This is a genomic window from Candidatus Berkelbacteria bacterium, assembly GCA_016187225.1.
Classification (GTDB): domain Bacteria; phylum Patescibacteriota; class UBA1384; order JACPKC01; family JACPKC01; genus JACPKC01.
Window position 1 is genome coordinate 1 of record JACPKC010000006.1, and the last position, 16,392, is coordinate 16,392.

15 protein-coding genes and 9 tRNA genes are annotated in these 16,392 nt (G+C 47.3%); 13 read left to right on the forward strand and 11 right to left on the reverse strand.

Annotated features, from left to right (window positions below; translation table 11 throughout):
• Positions 1-165 (reverse strand): helix-turn-helix domain-containing protein (locus HYW32_01195; GenBank protein MBI2589635.1); only part of this gene is annotated, 165 nt, incomplete at its 3' end.
• Between the two features lie 95 nt (positions 166-260).
• On the opposite strand from HYW32_01195, the gene HYW32_01200 reads away from it, so the two are divergent.
• From HYW32_01200 to HYW32_01220, 5 genes are all read left to right on the forward strand, one after another.
• A tRNA-Arg gene (locus HYW32_01200) sits at positions 261-336 on the forward strand.
• 9 nt (positions 337-345) lie between these two features.
• Positions 346-420: transfer RNA gene (locus tag HYW32_01205), tRNA-His, on the forward strand.
• Between the two features lie 9 nt (positions 421-429).
• A tRNA-Arg gene (locus tag HYW32_01210) sits at positions 430-505 on the forward strand.
• Between the two features lie 3 nt (positions 506-508).
• Positions 509-583 (forward strand) — tRNA-Lys (locus HYW32_01215).
• 1 nt (position 584) lies between these two features.
• Positions 585-659: transfer RNA gene (locus HYW32_01220), tRNA-Glu, on the forward strand.
• Positions 660-667: 8 nt separating this feature from the next.
• Here the strand turns inward: HYW32_01220 and HYW32_01225 are convergent.
• Both HYW32_01225 and HYW32_01230 read right to left on the reverse strand, forming a co-directional pair.
• On the reverse strand, positions 668-1,753 hold the full coding sequence (locus HYW32_01225; GenBank protein MBI2589636.1) for a recombinase family protein: 1,086 nt from the start codon (positions 1,751-1,753) through the stop codon (positions 668-670).
• Positions 1,754-1,831: 78 nt separating this feature from the next.
• Positions 1,832-1,905: transfer RNA gene (locus HYW32_01230), tRNA-Gly, on the reverse strand.
• A 573-nt stretch (positions 1,906-2,478) separates the two neighbouring features.
• On the opposite strand from HYW32_01230, the gene HYW32_01235 reads away from it, so the two are divergent.
• Together HYW32_01235 and HYW32_01240 are read left to right on the forward strand one after the other, a co-directional pair.
• Positions 2,479-3,462 carry a hypothetical protein gene (locus HYW32_01235; protein MBI2589637.1) on the forward strand — a complete coding sequence of 328 codons (984 nt, stop codon included), beginning with the start codon at positions 2,479-2,481 and terminating at the stop codon, positions 3,460-3,462.
• Positions 3,450-4,145: a Type 1 glutamine amidotransferase-like domain-containing protein gene (locus tag HYW32_01240; protein ID MBI2589638.1), complete on the forward strand. Its 696-nt coding sequence runs from the start codon at positions 3,450-3,452 to the stop codon at positions 4,143-4,145. Before HYW32_01235 ends, HYW32_01240 begins: the two co-directional genes overlap by 13 nt.
• A gap of 46 nt (positions 4,146-4,191) precedes the next feature.
• On the opposite strand, the gene HYW32_01245 is transcribed toward HYW32_01240, so the two are convergent.
• From HYW32_01245 to HYW32_01255, 3 genes are all read right to left on the reverse strand, one after another.
• Complete coding sequence (locus HYW32_01245) at positions 4,192-5,451, reverse strand: hypothetical protein (protein MBI2589639.1); 1,260 nt, start codon at positions 5,449-5,451, stop codon at positions 4,192-4,194.
• A gap of 38 nt (positions 5,452-5,489) precedes the next feature.
• A complete protein-coding gene (serS, locus tag HYW32_01250; GenBank protein MBI2589640.1) occupies positions 5,490-6,779 on the reverse strand; it encodes a serine--tRNA ligase in 1,290 nt (429 codons plus the stop codon).
• Between the two features lie 152 nt (positions 6,780-6,931).
• Positions 6,932-7,408, reverse strand: coding sequence for a hypothetical protein (locus tag HYW32_01255; GenBank protein ID MBI2589641.1), 477 nt, complete (start codon positions 7,406-7,408; stop codon positions 6,932-6,934).
• A 198-nt stretch (positions 7,409-7,606) separates the two neighbouring features.
• On the opposite strand from HYW32_01255, the gene HYW32_01260 reads away from it, so the two are divergent.
• Positions 7,607-8,269: a histidine phosphatase family protein gene (locus HYW32_01260; protein ID MBI2589642.1), complete on the forward strand. Its 663-nt coding sequence runs from the start codon at positions 7,607-7,609 to the stop codon at positions 8,267-8,269.
• 124 nt (positions 8,270-8,393) lie between these two features.
• Positions 8,394-9,317: a hypothetical protein gene (locus HYW32_01265; protein MBI2589643.1), complete on the forward strand. Its 924-nt coding sequence runs from the start codon at positions 8,394-8,396 to the stop codon at positions 9,315-9,317.
• 48 nt (positions 9,318-9,365) lie between these two features.
• Here the strand turns inward: HYW32_01265 and HYW32_01270 are convergent, their stop codons facing one another.
• The gene (locus HYW32_01270; GenBank protein MBI2589644.1) at positions 9,366-10,865 is read right to left on the reverse strand and encodes a fibronectin type III domain-containing protein; all 1,500 of its coding nucleotides are present in this window, start codon (positions 10,863-10,865) and stop codon (positions 9,366-9,368) included.
• Positions 10,866-11,175: 310 nt separating this feature from the next.
• Here HYW32_01270 and HYW32_01275 point away from each other — a divergent pair.
• Positions 11,176-11,249, forward strand: a tRNA-Pro gene (locus HYW32_01275).
• Positions 11,250-11,257: 8 nt separating this feature from the next.
• Here HYW32_01275 and HYW32_01280 read toward each other — a convergent pair.
• Positions 11,258-12,709, reverse strand: a complete 1,452-nt coding sequence (locus HYW32_01280) for a recombinase family protein (GenBank protein MBI2589645.1) — start codon at positions 12,707-12,709, stop codon at positions 11,258-11,260.
• A gap of 200 nt (positions 12,710-12,909) precedes the next feature.
• Between HYW32_01280 and rny the strand changes: the two genes are divergently transcribed.
• The gene (gene rny, locus HYW32_01285; protein ID MBI2589646.1) at positions 12,910-14,394 is read left to right on the forward strand and encodes a ribonuclease Y; all 1,485 of its coding nucleotides are present in this window, start codon (positions 12,910-12,912) and stop codon (positions 14,392-14,394) included.
• Positions 14,395-14,446: 52 nt separating this feature from the next.
• The gene (locus HYW32_01290; protein ID MBI2589647.1) at positions 14,447-15,217 is read left to right on the forward strand and encodes a TIGR00282 family metallophosphoesterase; all 771 of its coding nucleotides are present in this window, start codon (positions 14,447-14,449) and stop codon (positions 15,215-15,217) included.
• 8 nt (positions 15,218-15,225) lie between these two features.
• On the opposite strand, the gene HYW32_01295 is transcribed toward HYW32_01290, so the two are convergent.
• The 3 genes from HYW32_01295 to HYW32_01305 form a co-directional block, all read right to left on the reverse strand.
• Positions 15,226-15,573, reverse strand: coding sequence for a hypothetical protein (locus tag HYW32_01295; protein ID MBI2589648.1), 348 nt, complete (start codon positions 15,571-15,573; stop codon positions 15,226-15,228).
• A gap of 9 nt (positions 15,574-15,582) precedes the next feature.
• Positions 15,583-16,149, reverse strand: a complete 567-nt coding sequence (locus HYW32_01300) for a hypothetical protein (GenBank protein MBI2589649.1) — start codon at positions 16,147-16,149, stop codon at positions 15,583-15,585.
• 31 nt (positions 16,150-16,180) lie between these two features.
• A tRNA-Arg gene (locus HYW32_01305) sits at positions 16,181-16,257 on the reverse strand.
• Between the two features lie 43 nt (positions 16,258-16,300).
• Here HYW32_01305 and HYW32_01310 point away from each other — a divergent pair.
• Positions 16,301-16,376, forward strand: a tRNA-Pro gene (locus HYW32_01310).
• Positions 16,377-16,392: the final 16 nt, after the last annotated feature.

A 16,392-nucleotide genomic window follows, 5' to 3' on the forward strand; every position in this document is an offset into this window, starting at 1 on the left:
GCCAGCTTGCCGATGACCGTTCCGATCCAGTTCGCGGGAGATGGTCGAACCCGACCGACCAAGCCGTCGACCGATCTCATTTATGCCCATTCCCTGACCTCGCCAAACCGCAATCATATCTCGCTCCTGACCGACTAATTGGGTGTGATGGGTTGTGTGTTTCATACACCTCGCACTTTAATGCAAGGTGTTGCAATTCCAATGTGAACTTAGCTCGTAGAAAAATGAGTTCAAGTGGAGTATAATAGGGACTTCAATATGCGCCCGTAGCTCAGCGGATAGAGCGTCTGGCTTCGGACCAGAAGGTCGGGGGTTCAAGTCCCTCCGGGCGCGCCAAGTAATATGGTGGCTATGGTGAAATGGTTATCACAAGGGGTTGTGGTCCCCTAGTCGAGGGTTCAATTCCCTCTAGCCACCCCACTAATCAGTGCGCCCGTAGCTCAATGGACAGAGCGCCAGCGTTCTAAGCTGGGCGTTGGGGGTTCGAATCCCTCCGGGCGCGCCAAACGGGCCTGTAGCTCAGTGGTAGAGCAGTTGCCTCTTAAGCAATTGGTCGTGGGTTCGAATCCCACCAGGCCCTCCAGGGCCCTATCGTCTAATGGTCAGGACAGCACTCTTTCAAGGTGCAAATGCGGGTTCGATTCCCGTTAGGGTCACCAATAACAAACTAATCGGCTTTTTTGAAGCCAACATGCGGGACGCGCGAAGCGCGTCCCAATGGTTTCTGCCTGAATTTCGCCCAGAATCCAGAGGAGAATTCGCCAAAAATGAATCCAAATCCGGCGCGCTGGCGCGCACCTGTTTTTCGCCAAGGAGAAGGTTCGAGCCAATCATTCTGCTTGTGTGAAAGATTGTAGATTTCTTCTTCGAGCGACTTCTTCTCGGACAATAGTTTTCCTTTTTGTAAACGATAATCTTCTCGGTCAATTATTTGGTCGAAGTAACCATTAAGAAGTCGCTCTAACTTTTGCGCCAAAGAAGAAATCTTTTCTTGTTTCTCTTTCACACAAGCAGTCAAAGACTGGGCGGATTTTCCGTGGTCTTGCAGAGCAAGACGATTGAGTTCTTCCGCCCAGTTTTTGGGCAAAGAAACTTTTTGAATTAAGGATGATAACTGGCGATTTAATTCTTCTTGACGAATACAAGGTTCTTCACACTTTACACTTTTATTTTTCTTGGTGCAGTGATAGTAGACATATTCGTGAACATTGCCATTCTGCTGTTTCTTAACCTTGTATTCGCCAGTTATCATCATTCCGCATGAGGCACAGGAAATGAGGCCACAGAAAGGTTGTGAGTCGTTTAGAGGCTTTCTGTCGGATTTACCGCGAAGTTTCAACATTTCCTGCGCCTGATCAAAAAGTTTCTTTGAAATGATTGGCTCGTACTTTCCTTCGTGAGGCTCGCCACCATAGCGGAAGAGTCCGGTGTAAAAAGGATTGGAAAGAATTGAAGTCGCACGAGATTTGTGGATTTTCTTTCCGGTTTTTGAAAAGAGATTGTGCTTCGCCAAAAAATTTGAGACATCTTCCAGTCTATTGCCACCTTTTACATAAAATTCAAACGCTTGCTTGATAACTTTGGCTTTCTTTCTATCAACGACAACTGTTTTTGTTCGTGAGTCATTGATATATCCGACAGGAGCAAGCGTTGGATAATCTCCATTACGAACTTTTTGGCGCAAACCTCTTTTGGTATTTTCGGAAAGAGAATCCACATAGTATTTGCTTTGCCCGAAAGCCATGTTCAACATAAATTTACCTTGTGATGTGGAATCACACCAAAACCTGACTTTCAGAAAAAGTCTGTCAAAAACCGGAAAGTCTAATTCTGGAGCGGGAGACGGGGATCGAACCCGCGTATCAAGCTTGGAAGGCTCGCGCACTACCATTGTACTACTCCCGCCTATTTGCAATAGGGTAAACAGTGAAGGGTAATAGGTTACGCTCTACTTGTCAACGCTTCTTGTTTCTCTGCGGAAAAATAAATTGCATATACCCAAGCGCTAGGGCCACAATTAGGCCAACTGCTACCACAAAAAACAATGCCGATTATCTTCGGCGGCAAATCCCAACCGAGCTAAGTATCATAAAATCTAGTATATCATCTACTGAGTCATTGAGAATCTATTTCAAAACAAATGATGTGTTATGAGTCTTTACGTATTCACTTGTGCAAAATGCAAAGGCGTGTTAAGAGAATTGCAGAGGAGATCCTTGTAGATTTCTTAAAATGCAAGTTTACAACCAGAGAAGGAGATGAGTACTTGTGGAGCCTAAGCAGGTATTCGCAGTAGATGCCCATATGAAGGCCGTGAATGAGTTTATGGTCGAAAGAGGATGGCAGCGACACTTATGCGGTACGTGTGGCAGGACTTTTTTCTCTAAGTCATCTACAAAAATAGATGTTTCGGTTTGTGGATGGCATAAGTGCAGTGGGGGAGGACATCCTTTTCGCACATATAGCAAGCGCAAGAAGATGCTCACGCCCGCACAAATCAGTGCAAGAATAAGTGAATACTTCCGCTCAGACGGTTTCGATCTGACAACCCCCATGAACGTAGTGAACTTGAGAGGTCGGACTGATCTGGTGATTGCTGGCGTGCAGATGTTTGATGACATTATTCACTTGAACCAGAAAATGCGGAAAGAGAAATTGTTCGTGGCGCAACCGTGTGTGCGTATGCAGTTTCAACCGCATGTTGAGGCGCAGGAAGGGACTTCAACCTCGTTCGTAAATGTTTGCACTGAAAAGATGGGAGCCGAATTTAGTGAGCATCTACAATTAGTAGACAACTGGTGCACGATCCTTTCAAAGCTCGGTCTCCACATGAAAGACTTTGTCATCATCATGAGAACATCTGACCACGATTGGGGGACTGGCAAATTCTCGACACTTGAACTCTTCTTCTCCTATGGAGGGCTCGAGATTGGAGACGCCGCTTACCTACTTATCCCACAGGCCAATCGTCCAACGATTCCGATCAGTGACATCGGGTTTGGACTTGAAAGGATAGCCTGGGCAGTTAACAAAACCACTTCCTACTTCGATACACTGATTCCGTGGACCGCAGGTGGCACGCGTGAAATGTTTGACTCATGTCGGACGGTAGCTCTTCTGCTTTTATGCGGTGTACAGGCGGCGAATAGGGGTCCCGGTCTCCAGTTTCGACGGTTTGCGAAAGTACTCAGCGAGAAGTATTACGGTGCGGATGTGTATAACAACATAGCGTACTACTTCGATTACTGGGCACAATTCATCAAACCGTTAACCAGCCGAGATGTCGTGGTTCAGCTTGCTCGTCTTGAGATCGAAAGATTCATCAATCTAAAAGTCTGCGACATATTAAAGCTTCCGCCTCCTCGTGACGAGACGACGGAAGCTTATCTCGATCGCTTAGTGTATACTTTTAATATCAACATTTACGAGTTGCGCAAAGCAATAAAAACATGCAAAACATAAAGGAAAAGGAGCAAATATATTTGTCGGGTGGTGGTAATGAAAAGCAATCATTCCCCCTCGACAAATTTTTTTTTCGCACAATACCTAAAAATGGACGCTTTTTATACATACCCATAGCACTTCGTGGTCATAAACTTTATCTGACTGCTCATTTATGGATGAAGAGTATCGTAGAACTTCATGAAAGAACAGATGTTCAATTTGAAACGGTAGATAATCTATCAAAATATCAAATCGATACCCTAAAGAAGTTCAATGGAATTTATATAGGAGGCGGAAACACATGGAGCTTAATCAAAGAGTTAAAAAACTCAGAATTTGCTAATACTTTGATTCAGTACATTAAAGCTGGTGGACATGTATATGGAGGAAGTGCCGGCGCTATTATTATGGGGAAAAGAATCGATACCAATGATGATGAAAATAAAGTAAATTTAAAAGATGTATCGGGCTTCGATCTTCTTAACGGTTTTTCAGTTGCTTGCCATTTCAGAAATGAGCAAAATGACCAATTTAAAGCATGGGCTGTAGGTAACAACTTGCCAATAGTGTGTTTACCAGAAGGAACGGGGTTGATCATAGAAGGTGGCACTGCTATATGTGCTGGTGTTAAGCCCTGTACTATTTATTTCGCTAACGGTGCAAAAAAAGATGTTAACCCTGATGAGTCTTTTGACTTATAAAAAACTACCCATGTCGTAATGACATGGGTATGGGAGATCGTATCCTTCAGAACAGATTCAATTCTCCTTTAACGATCTTTTGAGTGGTTTCATTGGCATTTGCCAAGTTGTGTTCAATGATCTCTTCGATCATTTGACGTTGGATGGGTGTTGCATTTCCGCCACAAATTTCAACAGATACGGACCAGGGATCCGATAAGCTTCTGCCCATCTGAGACGTTAGGTACACATATGTTTCAAGTCCTACCAGGCGGTAGATATCGTCCGAAATAAGGGAGGAAATTGCGGTGTAGAGTTTGCCCACATGGTAAAGAGGGTTCTTACCACAACAAGCCTCCATGCTCATGTGTCGAGTAAACGGAATGACGCCGTTGTATCGATTGCCCCGGCCGACAACCCCCTCGTCGCCGCTCTCAATCGCACTTCCGGTCAATGTGAGGTAGTAGTCAGATTTGCTCGGATTGTCCCTCGTGTTAAGCGAAACTTCGACATTGAACTGTCCAAACTGGGACGTCACCAATTGCTTGATGAGATTTTGCAAAGCCCTGAGTTTCTCGAAGTAGAACTCCTTACTCGGGGTGTGGTCTGCGACAAATGGAATACAGACTGTGATATCCATGCGTTTTTTGATACGTTTGGCCATAACCTTGATGTCCGTACCGACATATGGATGAAGCTTTTTAAACTCCTTCCCGTTCAGTGTGACTTCGACGAGTATCACAACCTTTTCCGTGGCGCTGAGTGGACTGTAAGCCACGGCCGTCGAGGTGTCGTTTGATCGCAGACTATTATCGTGGAAGACAGCGAACTCCTTCTGGGGGACCTCAAAGAAGAACTGACGTTCATTCTGTGTCGATCCATCAGCTTCATACACGACACCGGGGCCGGGGGCGAAGTGAGTATTATCCACGATCATGAGCCACTGGTTCAGATCGAGAACCGGCAGCACGTCCCCCAAATACTTGTAGACCGCTTCTTTGACGATTTCAAGATAGGGGATGGTCTCTTTTTGCCAAGTTCGTGTGAACCGGCAGTTGAGATAAAGTCTGATCGGCTTTTGCATTTCGCCGCCACCGAATTTGACCTTGGAAGCGCCTCCCGACAATGCAATTTTGTCAACCATATGGCGCAAAATTGTGCCATATTGCTTTAAGCAGTATAGCGAATAAGCTTGTGATACTTTTTCTGCGATTGCATCACATAGAGTGTCTGGGTGACCTATGCCTTTACGTTCCACAACTTCGAATTCAGTATTATCTATACAAGGTGCTCCTGATGAGTATATGAACAGATTATACTTATCCACATTTCATCCCTTCCACTTTAAGGTTTCAACTGGGAAGATCAGAAGATTTTAATCCTTGGTTTGATTGACTCAAAACCAAGGTAGCCGTGCAATACTTCAGGAATCTTCACAGTTCCGTCGGCCTGCTGATTATTCTCGAGAATGGTGAGCATTGTTCTAGTAGTCGCAACAGCAGTGCCGTTTAAAGTATGGACAAAATGCGTCTCACCAGAAACGCTGCACCTAAACTTGGTGTTCAAGCGTCTTGCTTGGAAATCAGTACAGTTTGAGGTGGACGTCACTTCGCCATAACCGCCACCCTCACCAATAAAGGGCATCCACGCTTCGATGTCATATTTTTTGTAAGCAGGTGTTCCTAGATCGCCCTTACACATTAGTAAAACACGATAAGGAAGTCTTAAGGCTTGGTAGAATTCTTCTTCAATCGCGAGCATCTCTTCGTGGGCGGCTTCGCTCTGACAAGGAAGAGTGAACTGATATAGTTCTACCTTGCTGAATTGGTGTACTCTATAAAGCCCTCTGTTTTCACGACCACTACTCCCAGCCTCAGTTCTAAAACAATGACTCACGCCAGATATCTTTATTGGAAGATCTTTTTCTGGAATCACTGTGTTGGCTAGATAGCCACCAATAGTAATCTCTGCAGTACCAATAAGGCTTAGTTTGCTATCCATTAAAGAGTAGATTTGACTCTCTGGCCCTCGTGGTGAAAACCCAGAGGCTGTTATAATCTCGTCCCGGGCTATCTCCGGTGTTGTCACCGGAGTAAATCCATGTTTGATTGCCAAGTCAAGTGCAAAACGGATGAGGCCTAACTCTATGAGCACGGCTTCATTTTTAAAGAAATAGAACTTAGAACCCGTGACTTTGGTTGCGGCCTCAAAATCCAGGATATCTAGCTTTTTGCCTAGCTCAACGTGGTCGAGAGGCTTAAAGCTAAACACAGTTGGTTCGCCGACATACTTGATCGGCATATTGCTGCGTTCATCCTTGCCCGGAGGCACATCAATAGCAACAAGGTTAGGAACTTTGAGCATCTCCTTATTATATTCACTACTAATACTCGTAATTTCATTCTTGAGAGTCGTAATATTCTTTTTGAGGCTTGCGACCTCAATTTTGAGCTGCTCCCTTGTAGACTCTTCTGCATCTTTGAACTGTCCAGCGATTTGATTTGAACGTCGTTGTTCCTGTTCAAGTCTCTGTCTCTTCCTCTTTAGCTGTCCATAAAGGTCAACAACTTTGTCCACATCGGCATTGGAATATCGCTCGTTTGTGTTTTGTTTGACCAAGTCCATGTTCGCTAAAATAAAATGGATATCTAACATGGCACCCATCCCCTTCTCTGATTGTAAAAGTGTAATTTGAGAAATCTGTTAAGATCTCTTCCATGATCCTCTTATCATGACCCTATGCTCTATGCAAGATAGTTCATACACTTTAGACTCTAAATGGTGATCCCAAGAGTATCCGAATCCTGTCAACGCTTACTGTCTCCTTGTGGTGCAACAAACTTCATATACCCAAGTGCGAGTGCTACCACAAGGCCAACAGTTACTACCAGAAATCGATACCGATTATCTTCGGTGGCAAATCCCCAACCGACGCTATACAGAAGTGTCAGGAGGCTACCAAAGAGAAAGCCATCAGCGATAACCCGGAATTTCTCTGAACTAAGTAGTCCGATCGCCATGAGTATCAGTGAGCCAATTAAGGCAACAATCGAGACATTACGGCTGTAGAGCTTCATCGCCTCCTGGTACGCGGTAAAGCTCGTATCATACAGTGCCTGTCTCTCTTTCTGTTCCGGTGTCTCCGATTCATTGGGGGCCACTCGTTCATCAAATACCAATGGATGCTCGGGCATCGTTGGCGCCGGATAAAAGGCGGCAATCCCTACGCCAACAAACGTTGCCAGTAACACGCCCGTGAAAAAGGTATAAACAACTCGTAGCATATACTCCCTTGCTTATGATTACCTGCATCATGGCATTGTGATCGTAAATAGTGAAGCCATCACATAATTCGCATAGGACTTGCACCAACCAATTTTCTTAGAGGAGATCATCATTTTATCATTGCAGGAAAAGCTGCAAGAGGTAAGCTGTTTTGCAAGATACACCACGCGTCAAGTTAATTTGTATTGTTGAGATTTATGAAAGAAAAATCTAAAGGAGAGAAAGTTGTCTACTTTGTCCGGCATGGGCAAAGCCAAGGGAATATTAGTCCTGTTTTTCAGGCACCTGACGCACCACTAAGTGAAAAAGGCGGGCAACAAGCTAAAAATATTGCCCAGCGAGTCTCAAAACTCTCTTTTGAAGCGATTATCTCTAGCCCATTTGAACGAGCCCAGCAAACAGCGGAAGAAATTGCGAAGATGACGGGTAAAAAAGTGGAGTATTCGGAACTTTTCGTCGAGCGAGTAAAGCCAACTTCTATCTATGGCAAGTCATTTACTGACGGAAAAGCGGACCGCACTTGGCGGGAGTGGAATGAAAGCCTGTTTACACCTGGCATGCGAATAGAAGATGGTGAGAATTTTGACGACATTATTTTACGCGCCGATAAAGCGCTTGAATATTTGTATAATCGAAAAGAAACATCGATGGTCGTTGTAACTCACGGGTATTTTATGAAAACGATTATTGCCCGGGTACTGCTTGGCAATCTACTATCAGGAGAAATTTTCAGGAATATTCGGAAAATGGCATCGATGGAGAACACGGGTCTGACTGTTTTGCAGTATCGAGGCGGCTTTGAAGAAGCGCCAGCCTGGCGTCTTTGGATCTATAATGACCACGCTCATTTGGCTGATTAGTTGTAATTGTTGCGCTATACCGAGTGAATACATTCACACCTACGAGGTGGAAAGGGGGAGGTGTAAACGATCTTCCGTCATGCTTTGCCCGAGAGCTGCTATACTGCAATCAATACGGAGGGATATGAAGCACGAGCAAGGCCTGCCCGCCGGTGAGGCGGGGAGCGCGCTCCTCATTACGATGATCGTTATTACCGTTATTGGGTCGGTGTCGTTTGCTGTTGCCAACACCACACTTTCAGAGTTTCGCAGCCAAGCCCGCTTGGAAGATGGCTTGAACGCCTTTGCTGCGTCGTCAGCGGGAATTGAGGATGGCCTGGCTCGGTGGCGCTTCAACCGCAATAGCGAGGTACCGGCTGACGATAATGGTTCCTGTACTGCAGCACCCCGACCAACCACTTCAACCACGTATTACGACCGGGTTAACCTTACCGACGGAACCGTTGAAACGTGTATCGATCCAGAGAATGTTGATCCACCTGACCCAGCTGATATCGTCTACGACATCAAAATGTATTACAAAAGGGATCCGGGCGAGGATGAGCGGGTAGTGGGTCAGAATAGTCCACAAGGATACATTCCCGCTCTCAAACAGGATACTTCTGTCGAATACGACGTGACGGAATTAGAGCAACAAAACGGGCAGGTGCTTTTGAATTGGGATTTCTTGCAACAAGTATTTTGTGGCAGTAGCCAGTATTTCGAGGTGACCGCACTTGATTCCCAAGGACAAATTACCCATAAAGAAAATTTTGATCCATGCCCTTTCGGTTCCTCAAGTCAATACGGGGGTTTTTGGAATTTCCCCCTTAATGGTGGTAATAAACTACGTTTTCGTCCTTATGGTGATGATTTAGATAGCTACACATTAAGACCAATAAATGGTTCGCAAGCGGCACTTGATGGGAGATTTACCACGATTGAAACAGTTGGCTACTACGGTACGTCCAAGCGAAAACTCAAACTCGTGCTTGATCGACTCTCGGGGACAATTTTACCGATCTACGATTACGTTCTCTTCTCAGAAAATTCAGGAATTAACCCATAAAAAGAGGGAGCCCGAAGGCTCCCCATGCTAGAAGTGATAATAGTTAGTTTAGTTGCGATTGTAGCGTTGCGAGGTATCATTCCCTCGCATGACATAGAGCTCGGCACCAGGGTTGGCGACCATGCCGGTTACTCCGCCGCCTCTGACAGTCAGAGTACCCTGACTCGAAAGGGCAGCATCCCCGACGCGGAAGATTTCCACGCGTTCTTGAGCGCCTGTATTACCCACGGCATAGAAGTTGGCGTCGAGTGTGCAGATGGGGCCAAGGCCACCTCCAAGGTTGGTCTGGGGCGCGAAAATACTGCCATCTTGATTGTAAATGGCAAAATTTCCGGTTGAGGTGCCAACGGCGATCCTTCCATCAGGTAGAAACTCTAGACCAGCAGCATTGTTCAGCACTGGAAACTGAGTTCCCTCTTGTTTGTCGCTGATCCTGAAGTTTCGTACCGCCCTCGAGTTACCACCCGTCAAAACGACAACCCAGAGTCTACCTGCACCCTGGCGCATGCCGGCCATAATCCCAACATTCTTCCAGGCGCTCGCGGGATTATTCCCTACTTTCTGGAGAATGTTGCCGGATCCGTCCGCAATATACAGGGTCCCATTATCGTTAACAATCCCTACGCATGCTTGGAAAAGCGGATCCGTGATTTCGCTCTCCATGACGCCGGTGTTCTGATTGAGGCGCAGGATGCGATTCCCGCGCGGCACCAGAACACTGCCAAGGTCGGGGCCTGTACCGCTCGTTCCGACCGCACTTGTCCAGGCTGGGTTGGCGTTGAATGAAGGCGGAGGCGGCGGGGCACCCTGGGTGCTCGCAGTCAGGAGGTTGGAGTTTGCACTCTCGCCCCCACCATTGAACGACCGCACCACGTAATCAAACGTGGTCGCCTGTGGTAGTCCAACGTCCGTAAAGGACGTGGTTCCGGCGGGCAGATCTCCTCCTACCTGAGCGAAGGTGTTCTGGCCGGTTGGGCTCCGGAACACCCGGAAGCCCAGTTCGTTGTTACTATTGTCATTCCACGCGAGCGGAATCGTACTCGTCGTAGTTACACCGTTCAGGCGCAGATTGCTCGGCGCAGTCGGTGGCGGTGGGTTGTTAACGAGGGTACGCCCTTCATCGGTGTTCGAGAACGCACTGTTCCCCACGCCATTGATGGCGCGGACGCGGTAGTCGAATGCCGTGTCGGCTGGTAGGCCAACATCCTGGAATATGACGGTGTTTGCCGGTAGGTTCCCACCCACTTGGGCGAAATTGTTTTGGCCGGCTGGCGATCTCTGCACCTGAAAGGCCGTCTCGTTATTGGCGTTATCGGTCCAGGCCAGGTTAATCTGGCTGGTCGAGACACCGGTCGCACTCAGACCACTCGGCGCTGCCGGTGGTTGCGGAGGAGGCGGCGGATTGCCGCCACCTCCTCCTCCACCCCCGCCAGGAGGCGGATCGGAGCCACCGCCACCCCCGCCGCAACCAGGAGTGAAGCAGAACACCAGTAGAATCATCAAGATCCAGATGCCGGTTCCGAGCAAAGGGTTTTCTCTCTTTTTCATTATTGGTTCCTCCTACAGCAATATTTTCCGGGGAGGCAACCCCCGGGGAATTTATTCCGGGTAGCCCCTTTCAGAAAGTACTGCTTCAGAGGAAATCTCGAAGCAGCGAACCGGCGCGAACACGGGAAAAACGGATGGTTCGCACCAACTCACTGCTTCGAGGTCACGTTGTAAACGAACATCAAATGAATGTGATAGCAGAATGAAGTTCCGCCATCACGCCAATCGACGATTTATTCATACCAAACGTTGCACCTTATACCTATCTTCCTTGATATGTCAAGAGAATATCAGTACAATTACACCATTTCGGGGCGTAGCATAATGGTAGTGTGCGCGCTTTGGGAGCGCGTGGCCCGAGTTCGATTCTCGGCGCCCCGACCAATCAAAACTTAACGATTTTTCAGGACGAGAGGATTGCTCGCTCGCCCCGCCTTCGGCGGGTCTCGCTTCGCAAAAAGCTCGTTGTTTGGGATTAAATCAAACGGCGGGCGAAGCCCGACGAGGACTTGTTTTGAAAGCAGGCGGCGGTTCGTTCCAATTTTTTCCACCAACGATTTGATTTCATCAAATTCGTTGGACGAAGCCAGTTTTTCAGCGTGGTGAGCGGTTAAAATCCATTCGCGCAAAGGTTCGATCCAATTGTTTCCTTTTCGCCCAAAATCAGACTTCCTTCGCTGGAGGTCTGTTTTGGTAATGATAAGCTCGTCCTTTTTGGCAAGATAGGTTTCCTTTTCAATCGAGCCGTCTAAAAAGGCGTTCACCAACCTATCAAGCTTTGTTTCGGTTTCCTTAATTTCTTTTTCCAGATTTTGGGCGAAAGATTGCGAAGACTGGATATTTTCTTTTTCCCATACTTCAACTTGTGCCAACATCTTCTCTTTCCAATCTTCGCAGAGAGCGACTTTTGAGATTTCCGCTTTCAGTTGTTCTGTCAAAATGTCCTCGCGCAGATAACTTTGCGAACACGAGCCAAGCCGCTTGGTGCAACGGTAGTATTTATAAGTTCCGCCGTGTCCGTGCGCATATTGAGCGGTGATGGCCGCGCCGCACTCGCCGCAGGTGAGTAATCCGGTAAATGGAAAATTGTGCCGCTTTTTAGAATGGCGCGGTTTGGCTCGGTTCTTTAATACTTCCTGCACTTTCTCAAAAGTCGCTCTGGAAACAATTGCCGGAAAACCGCCCTCATATGTTTCGCCGTTGTGGACAATAAGTCCTAAATAAACTTTGTTTGTCAGCATTCTTTGGAGTGTCGCTTTACAAAGCGGTTTTCCGGTCCCGCTCACCACGCCCCAAAAACTCAGGCGTTCACCCAAAGAAAGCAACGTGTGTCGGCCTTGTGTATATTCCTCGAACGCTTTCTTGATAACTCTTGCTTTCATTTGGTCGGGTTCAATGGTTCGTGTTTTTGGATTGTTCACATATCCGAACGGCGCAAGGCCGGGCCATTCGCCCCGCCTGAGTTTTTGGCGAATCCCGCGCTTTACATTTTCCGACAAATTGTCGGAATAATATTTTGATTGGCCAAAGGCGACTTGAAGCATAAAAAGCCCCTGCGGAGTTGGCTTAAACCAAAATGTTGGAAAGCGCAAAGAAACGATCTTGCCGATGTCTATGCTGTAAATTATTTGTCCGCCGTCAACGTTGTTTCTGGCTAATCTGTCCGGATGCCACGCAATCAAGCCAATTGGTTCTTTACTCTCGTGGACTTTGCTCATCATCTCGTTAAAAATTTCTCGGCCGGGTTTCTTTGCGCTTTTACTCTCAATAAAGGTTTCCACGATCTCAATATTTTCTCGCTTGGCAAATTCCGCCAACTCCGCGAGCTGGGCTTCAATGCTCATGACTTGTCGTTCTTCGTCTTCGGTTGACTTGCGACCAAGTTAGACATTGAGAGTTTTCGAAAGAAGGGACGCGCTAAATTCAGAATACGCAACAAAGTCAGTTTGACGCGCGACCACGTTCGCACGTACTATAGAATAAGTAATCTTAAATAATCGGCCAAGAACATTCGAGGCAACTGTGGCTGTTATGAAAGGACAATATGTTGGGGCTTTACATCGCAATCGCGATTCTTGGAGGTGGAATCGCTGGTTACGCAATCCGCAACGCAACCCGCAAAAAAACCGAGGAACAGGTTACAGCCAAACAGCAGGAGCTTTTACTTCAAGCTAAAAATGAGGCGCTTGAAATTCGTGAACGCGCCAAAGAGGATGAGGAAGAAAAACGCCGTCAGATTACTCATTTAGAGGAAGCGGTGCGCGCTCGAGAGACTAAACTTGATGAGCGGCTGAATAAAATTGAGGAAGAGCTTAAACAGATCGACGCAAAACGAGAAAGTTTAAGCGAGCGGGAAAAAGCAATTGACAAACTTCACGACGATCAGCTCTCTAAACTCGAAGCGGTTGCTAAACTTACAAAGGACGCGGCGCGAGAACAGCTTTTGAAGCAAGTTGAAATTGAGTTCAAAGACGATCTCATCGCCAAAATTAAAGACCAAAAACACTTGGCTCAACAAGAGTTTGATGCTTGGGCGCGTAAGATTTTAGCGACTGCCATGGAGCGTTTGGCTTCAGAGAGCACAACCGAACATTCTATCCAGCCGATCAGCATTCCGTCAGAGGATATGAAGGGGCGGATTATCGGCAAAGAGGGGCGCAACATTCAAGCCTTCGAGAAATTGACGGGCGTTGATGTTGTGATCGACGAAAGCCCAGACACAATTACGATCTCAAGTTTTGATCCGGTGCGGCGGCACATGGCGCGGGTGGCGATGGAGCGTTTAATTAGCGATGGCCGCATTCATCCGGGCAAAATTGAGGAGATTTGGGAAAAGGTTGACAAGGAAGTTTCCAAAGAGGTGCAAGAGGCGGGCGAGCAGGCCGCTCGCGACGCCGGAATTACTGGACTCCACCCGGATCTGGTTAAGATTATGGGCCAGCTCAAATTTCGCACTTCTTACGGCCAAAATGTTCTCAAACATTCGGTGGAAGCGGCCAACGTGGCGGCGATGCTCGCGGCTGAAATCGGCGCCGATGTCAATATCTCGCGCAAGGCGGCATTTTTGCACGATATTGGCAAGGCCGTTGACCATGAAGTCCCAGGCGCTCACCATCATATCTCGATGGATATTGCTCGCAAATATGGGATGAGCGAGGTGGTTGTGAATGCGATCGGCGCCCACCATGGCGATATCGAGGCTAAAACAGTCGAGGCAATTCTGGTGCGCGTCGCGGATGCTGTTTCGGGTGGTCGGTTTGGCGCCCGCCGTGATAGTTACGAAAACTACGTTAAACGCGTGACCGAGCTTGAAAATATCGCCAAAGGTTTTCAGGGTGTGGATAAGGCCTTTGCAATTCATGCCGGCCGCGAGGTGCGAATTTTAGTTAAACCCAATGATGTCAGCGATCTCGACGCTCTTCGCCTAGCCAAAGATATTGCCAAGAAGATCGAGCAGGATATGCAGTATCCGGGCATGATTAAGGTTAACGTGATTCGCGAACTACGAGCTCAAGAGTTTGCAAAATAGAAGTTATTTTTTCGAGCGCAGGCGAGAAGTTTACTTAAGTAGCAAGGGCAATATGAACATCCTTTTTATTGGCGACATTATGGGGCGACCTGGGCGGACGATCGTTAAACAATTGGCGCCTAAAATGCGCGACCAGTATCAGCTTGATCTGGTGGTGGCAAATGCCGAGAATGCTCACCATGGCAAAGGCATCTCGCTTGGGATCTATGAAGAGCTTCGATCGGCTGGAGTTGATTGGCTAACAAGCGGCGACCACATTTGGAATGTCAAGGAATTTATGCCCGAGCTTGATAACCCTAAAATCCAGGCGCTTCGACCAGCCAACTATCCAGCAGGCGTGCCGGGTCGAGGGCTGGTAAGTTTTGAAGTCGGCCACGAGTCAGTTACCCTTATAAATTTACAGGGCCGGGTTTTTATGAATGCCAATCTAGACAATCCGTTTCTCGTGGCTGACTCACTGCTCCTAAAAAGCAAGGGTTTTATCCTAATTGATTTTCATGCGGAAACGACGAGTGAAAAAAATACCTTTGGCCATTATGTCGACGGCAGAGCAGGCGCAGTTGTGGGCACTCATACTCACGTCCAAACCGCGGATGAGCGACTCCTGCCGCAAGGCACGGCTTACATTAGCGACGTTGGCATGACTGGCCCGATGGAGGGCTCGATTGGCGCCGATCTTGATTACGTGACTCCTTCATTCACAAAAGGATTGCCATTCAGGCTTGAACCAGCTGAAGGACCAGGTCAATTTAATGCTGTTTTATTGAAGGTTGAAAACGACAAAGCACAATCCATCACTCGAATTTTTGAGTGCGAAGAGTAATTGCTTGTCTATAAATCGAGCGCGGAGTCTGAAAGTTGATCGTCGGAGAGTTCAGTCGCATTTAAGTCGCTCAAAAGCGAATCGCCAGTTGAAAGCTCCTCGTCAATTGTGCCAGTTTCGGCTGGAGTAGTAACTGTTTCTTCAGTTGGAGTATTCGTCGTGTCGCTCGTGAGTTCTGGCGTCTCGTTTAACTGCGAGCTCTTAAAATTCAGCGCCCAAAGAGCGGCAAGCGTGCCCAGCACAATTGCAGCCAGCGAGGCCCAAAGAAAAGTATGGTGTTGACGTTTTGAACAGCATGGATCTTGGTTGGAATTTTGCGTTGAGTTAGATTCTTGATTTGAGTGCGCTAAACACATTTTTCCTCCTTATTCACTCGCTGAAGATTTTTGCGCTTTGAGCGATTTCAAATCTTCTTTAATCACAGTTTGCCAATAGGTGTGAACAGCTTCGGCGGCAGTGCGGACTGTCTTCATTTGCGCTCGCGCGTTATTCAAGGCGTTCATGAAAGCGCCCTCGGATTCGCCGCACGCAAATTCCTGGGTGCCAGTCAGTTGATCGATGTGATCCAGAAAAGAAGTTTGAAAAACATCAATTTTGGCGTCGAATTCAATTAAATGATCTTTAAGCATTGCGGTATTATAGTCTTCGTCTTCAAGTTTCGTAATTAACGCTTCCATGCGTCGCTTGAGTTTGGTATATCGGTTCGCCCGCTTCTCGCGGACAATTTCAAATAGACTAATTCTTCGCTCAATGCGCGCTTCTCCGCGCGTGCATCGACGTTCAGTAATCTTCTCTTTAGTTGCGGCCATTCGTTCTTTGGCGGCCTCGATTTTTTTCTCTGCCCGCTCGCGGACTGTATCTGCATCTTGGGCAAGAATTGTGCTCGGGCTTAAAAACGCTACCAGAACCACTAAACTAATTACTTTTTTCATAAACCTCCTGCTTATTTGCAGTATACACTATTGGCGCCCTTGGTAGGAGTTGAACCTACAACCTTTCCCTTAGGACGGGACTGCTCTATCCAGTTGAGCTACAAGGGCATGCTCTTATTTTAACCTGTTTCATCTGGTAAGATCAAATCTTCGGAGTGTAGCGCAGTTGGTAGCGCGCAGCGTTCGGGACGCTGAGGCCCCGGGTTCGAGTCCCGGCACTCCGACCAAGTTAGTGTATACTAA

Coding starts and splice junctions, on each gene's coding strand:
- HYW32_01225 (MBI2589636.1), bottom strand. CDS start 1,753: ATGTTGAACATGGCTTTCGGGCAAAGCAAATACTATGTGGATTCTCTT.
- HYW32_01235 (MBI2589637.1), top strand. CDS start 2,479: ATGCTCACGCCCGCACAAATCAGTGCAAGAATAAGTGAATACTTCCGC.
- HYW32_01240 (MBI2589638.1), top strand. CDS start 3,450: ATGCAAAACATAAAGGAAAAGGAGCAAATATATTTGTCGGGTGGTGGT.
- serS (MBI2589640.1), bottom strand. CDS start 6,779: ATGTTAGATATCCATTTTATTTTAGCGAACATGGACTTGGTCAAACAA.
- HYW32_01255 (MBI2589641.1), bottom strand. CDS start 7,408: ATGCTACGAGTTGTTTATACCTTTTTCACGGGCGTGTTACTGGCAACG.
- HYW32_01260 (MBI2589642.1), top strand. CDS start 7,607: ATGAAAGAAAAATCTAAAGGAGAGAAAGTTGTCTACTTTGTCCGGCAT.
- HYW32_01265 (MBI2589643.1), top strand. CDS start 8,394: ATGAAGCACGAGCAAGGCCTGCCCGCCGGTGAGGCGGGGAGCGCGCTC.
- HYW32_01270 (MBI2589644.1), bottom strand. CDS start 10,865: ATGAAAAAGAGAGAAAACCCTTTGCTCGGAACCGGCATCTGGATCTTG.
- HYW32_01280 (MBI2589645.1), bottom strand. CDS start 12,709: ATGAGCATTGAAGCCCAGCTCGCGGAGTTGGCGGAATTTGCCAAGCGA.
- rny (MBI2589646.1), top strand. CDS start 12,910: ATGTTGGGGCTTTACATCGCAATCGCGATTCTTGGAGGTGGAATCGCT.
- HYW32_01290 (MBI2589647.1), top strand. CDS start 14,447: ATGAACATCCTTTTTATTGGCGACATTATGGGGCGACCTGGGCGGACG.
- HYW32_01295 (MBI2589648.1), bottom strand. CDS start 15,573: ATGTGTTTAGCGCACTCAAATCAAGAATCTAACTCAACGCAAAATTCC.
- HYW32_01300 (MBI2589649.1), bottom strand. CDS start 16,149: ATGAAAAAAGTAATTAGTTTAGTGGTTCTGGTAGCGTTTTTAAGCCCG.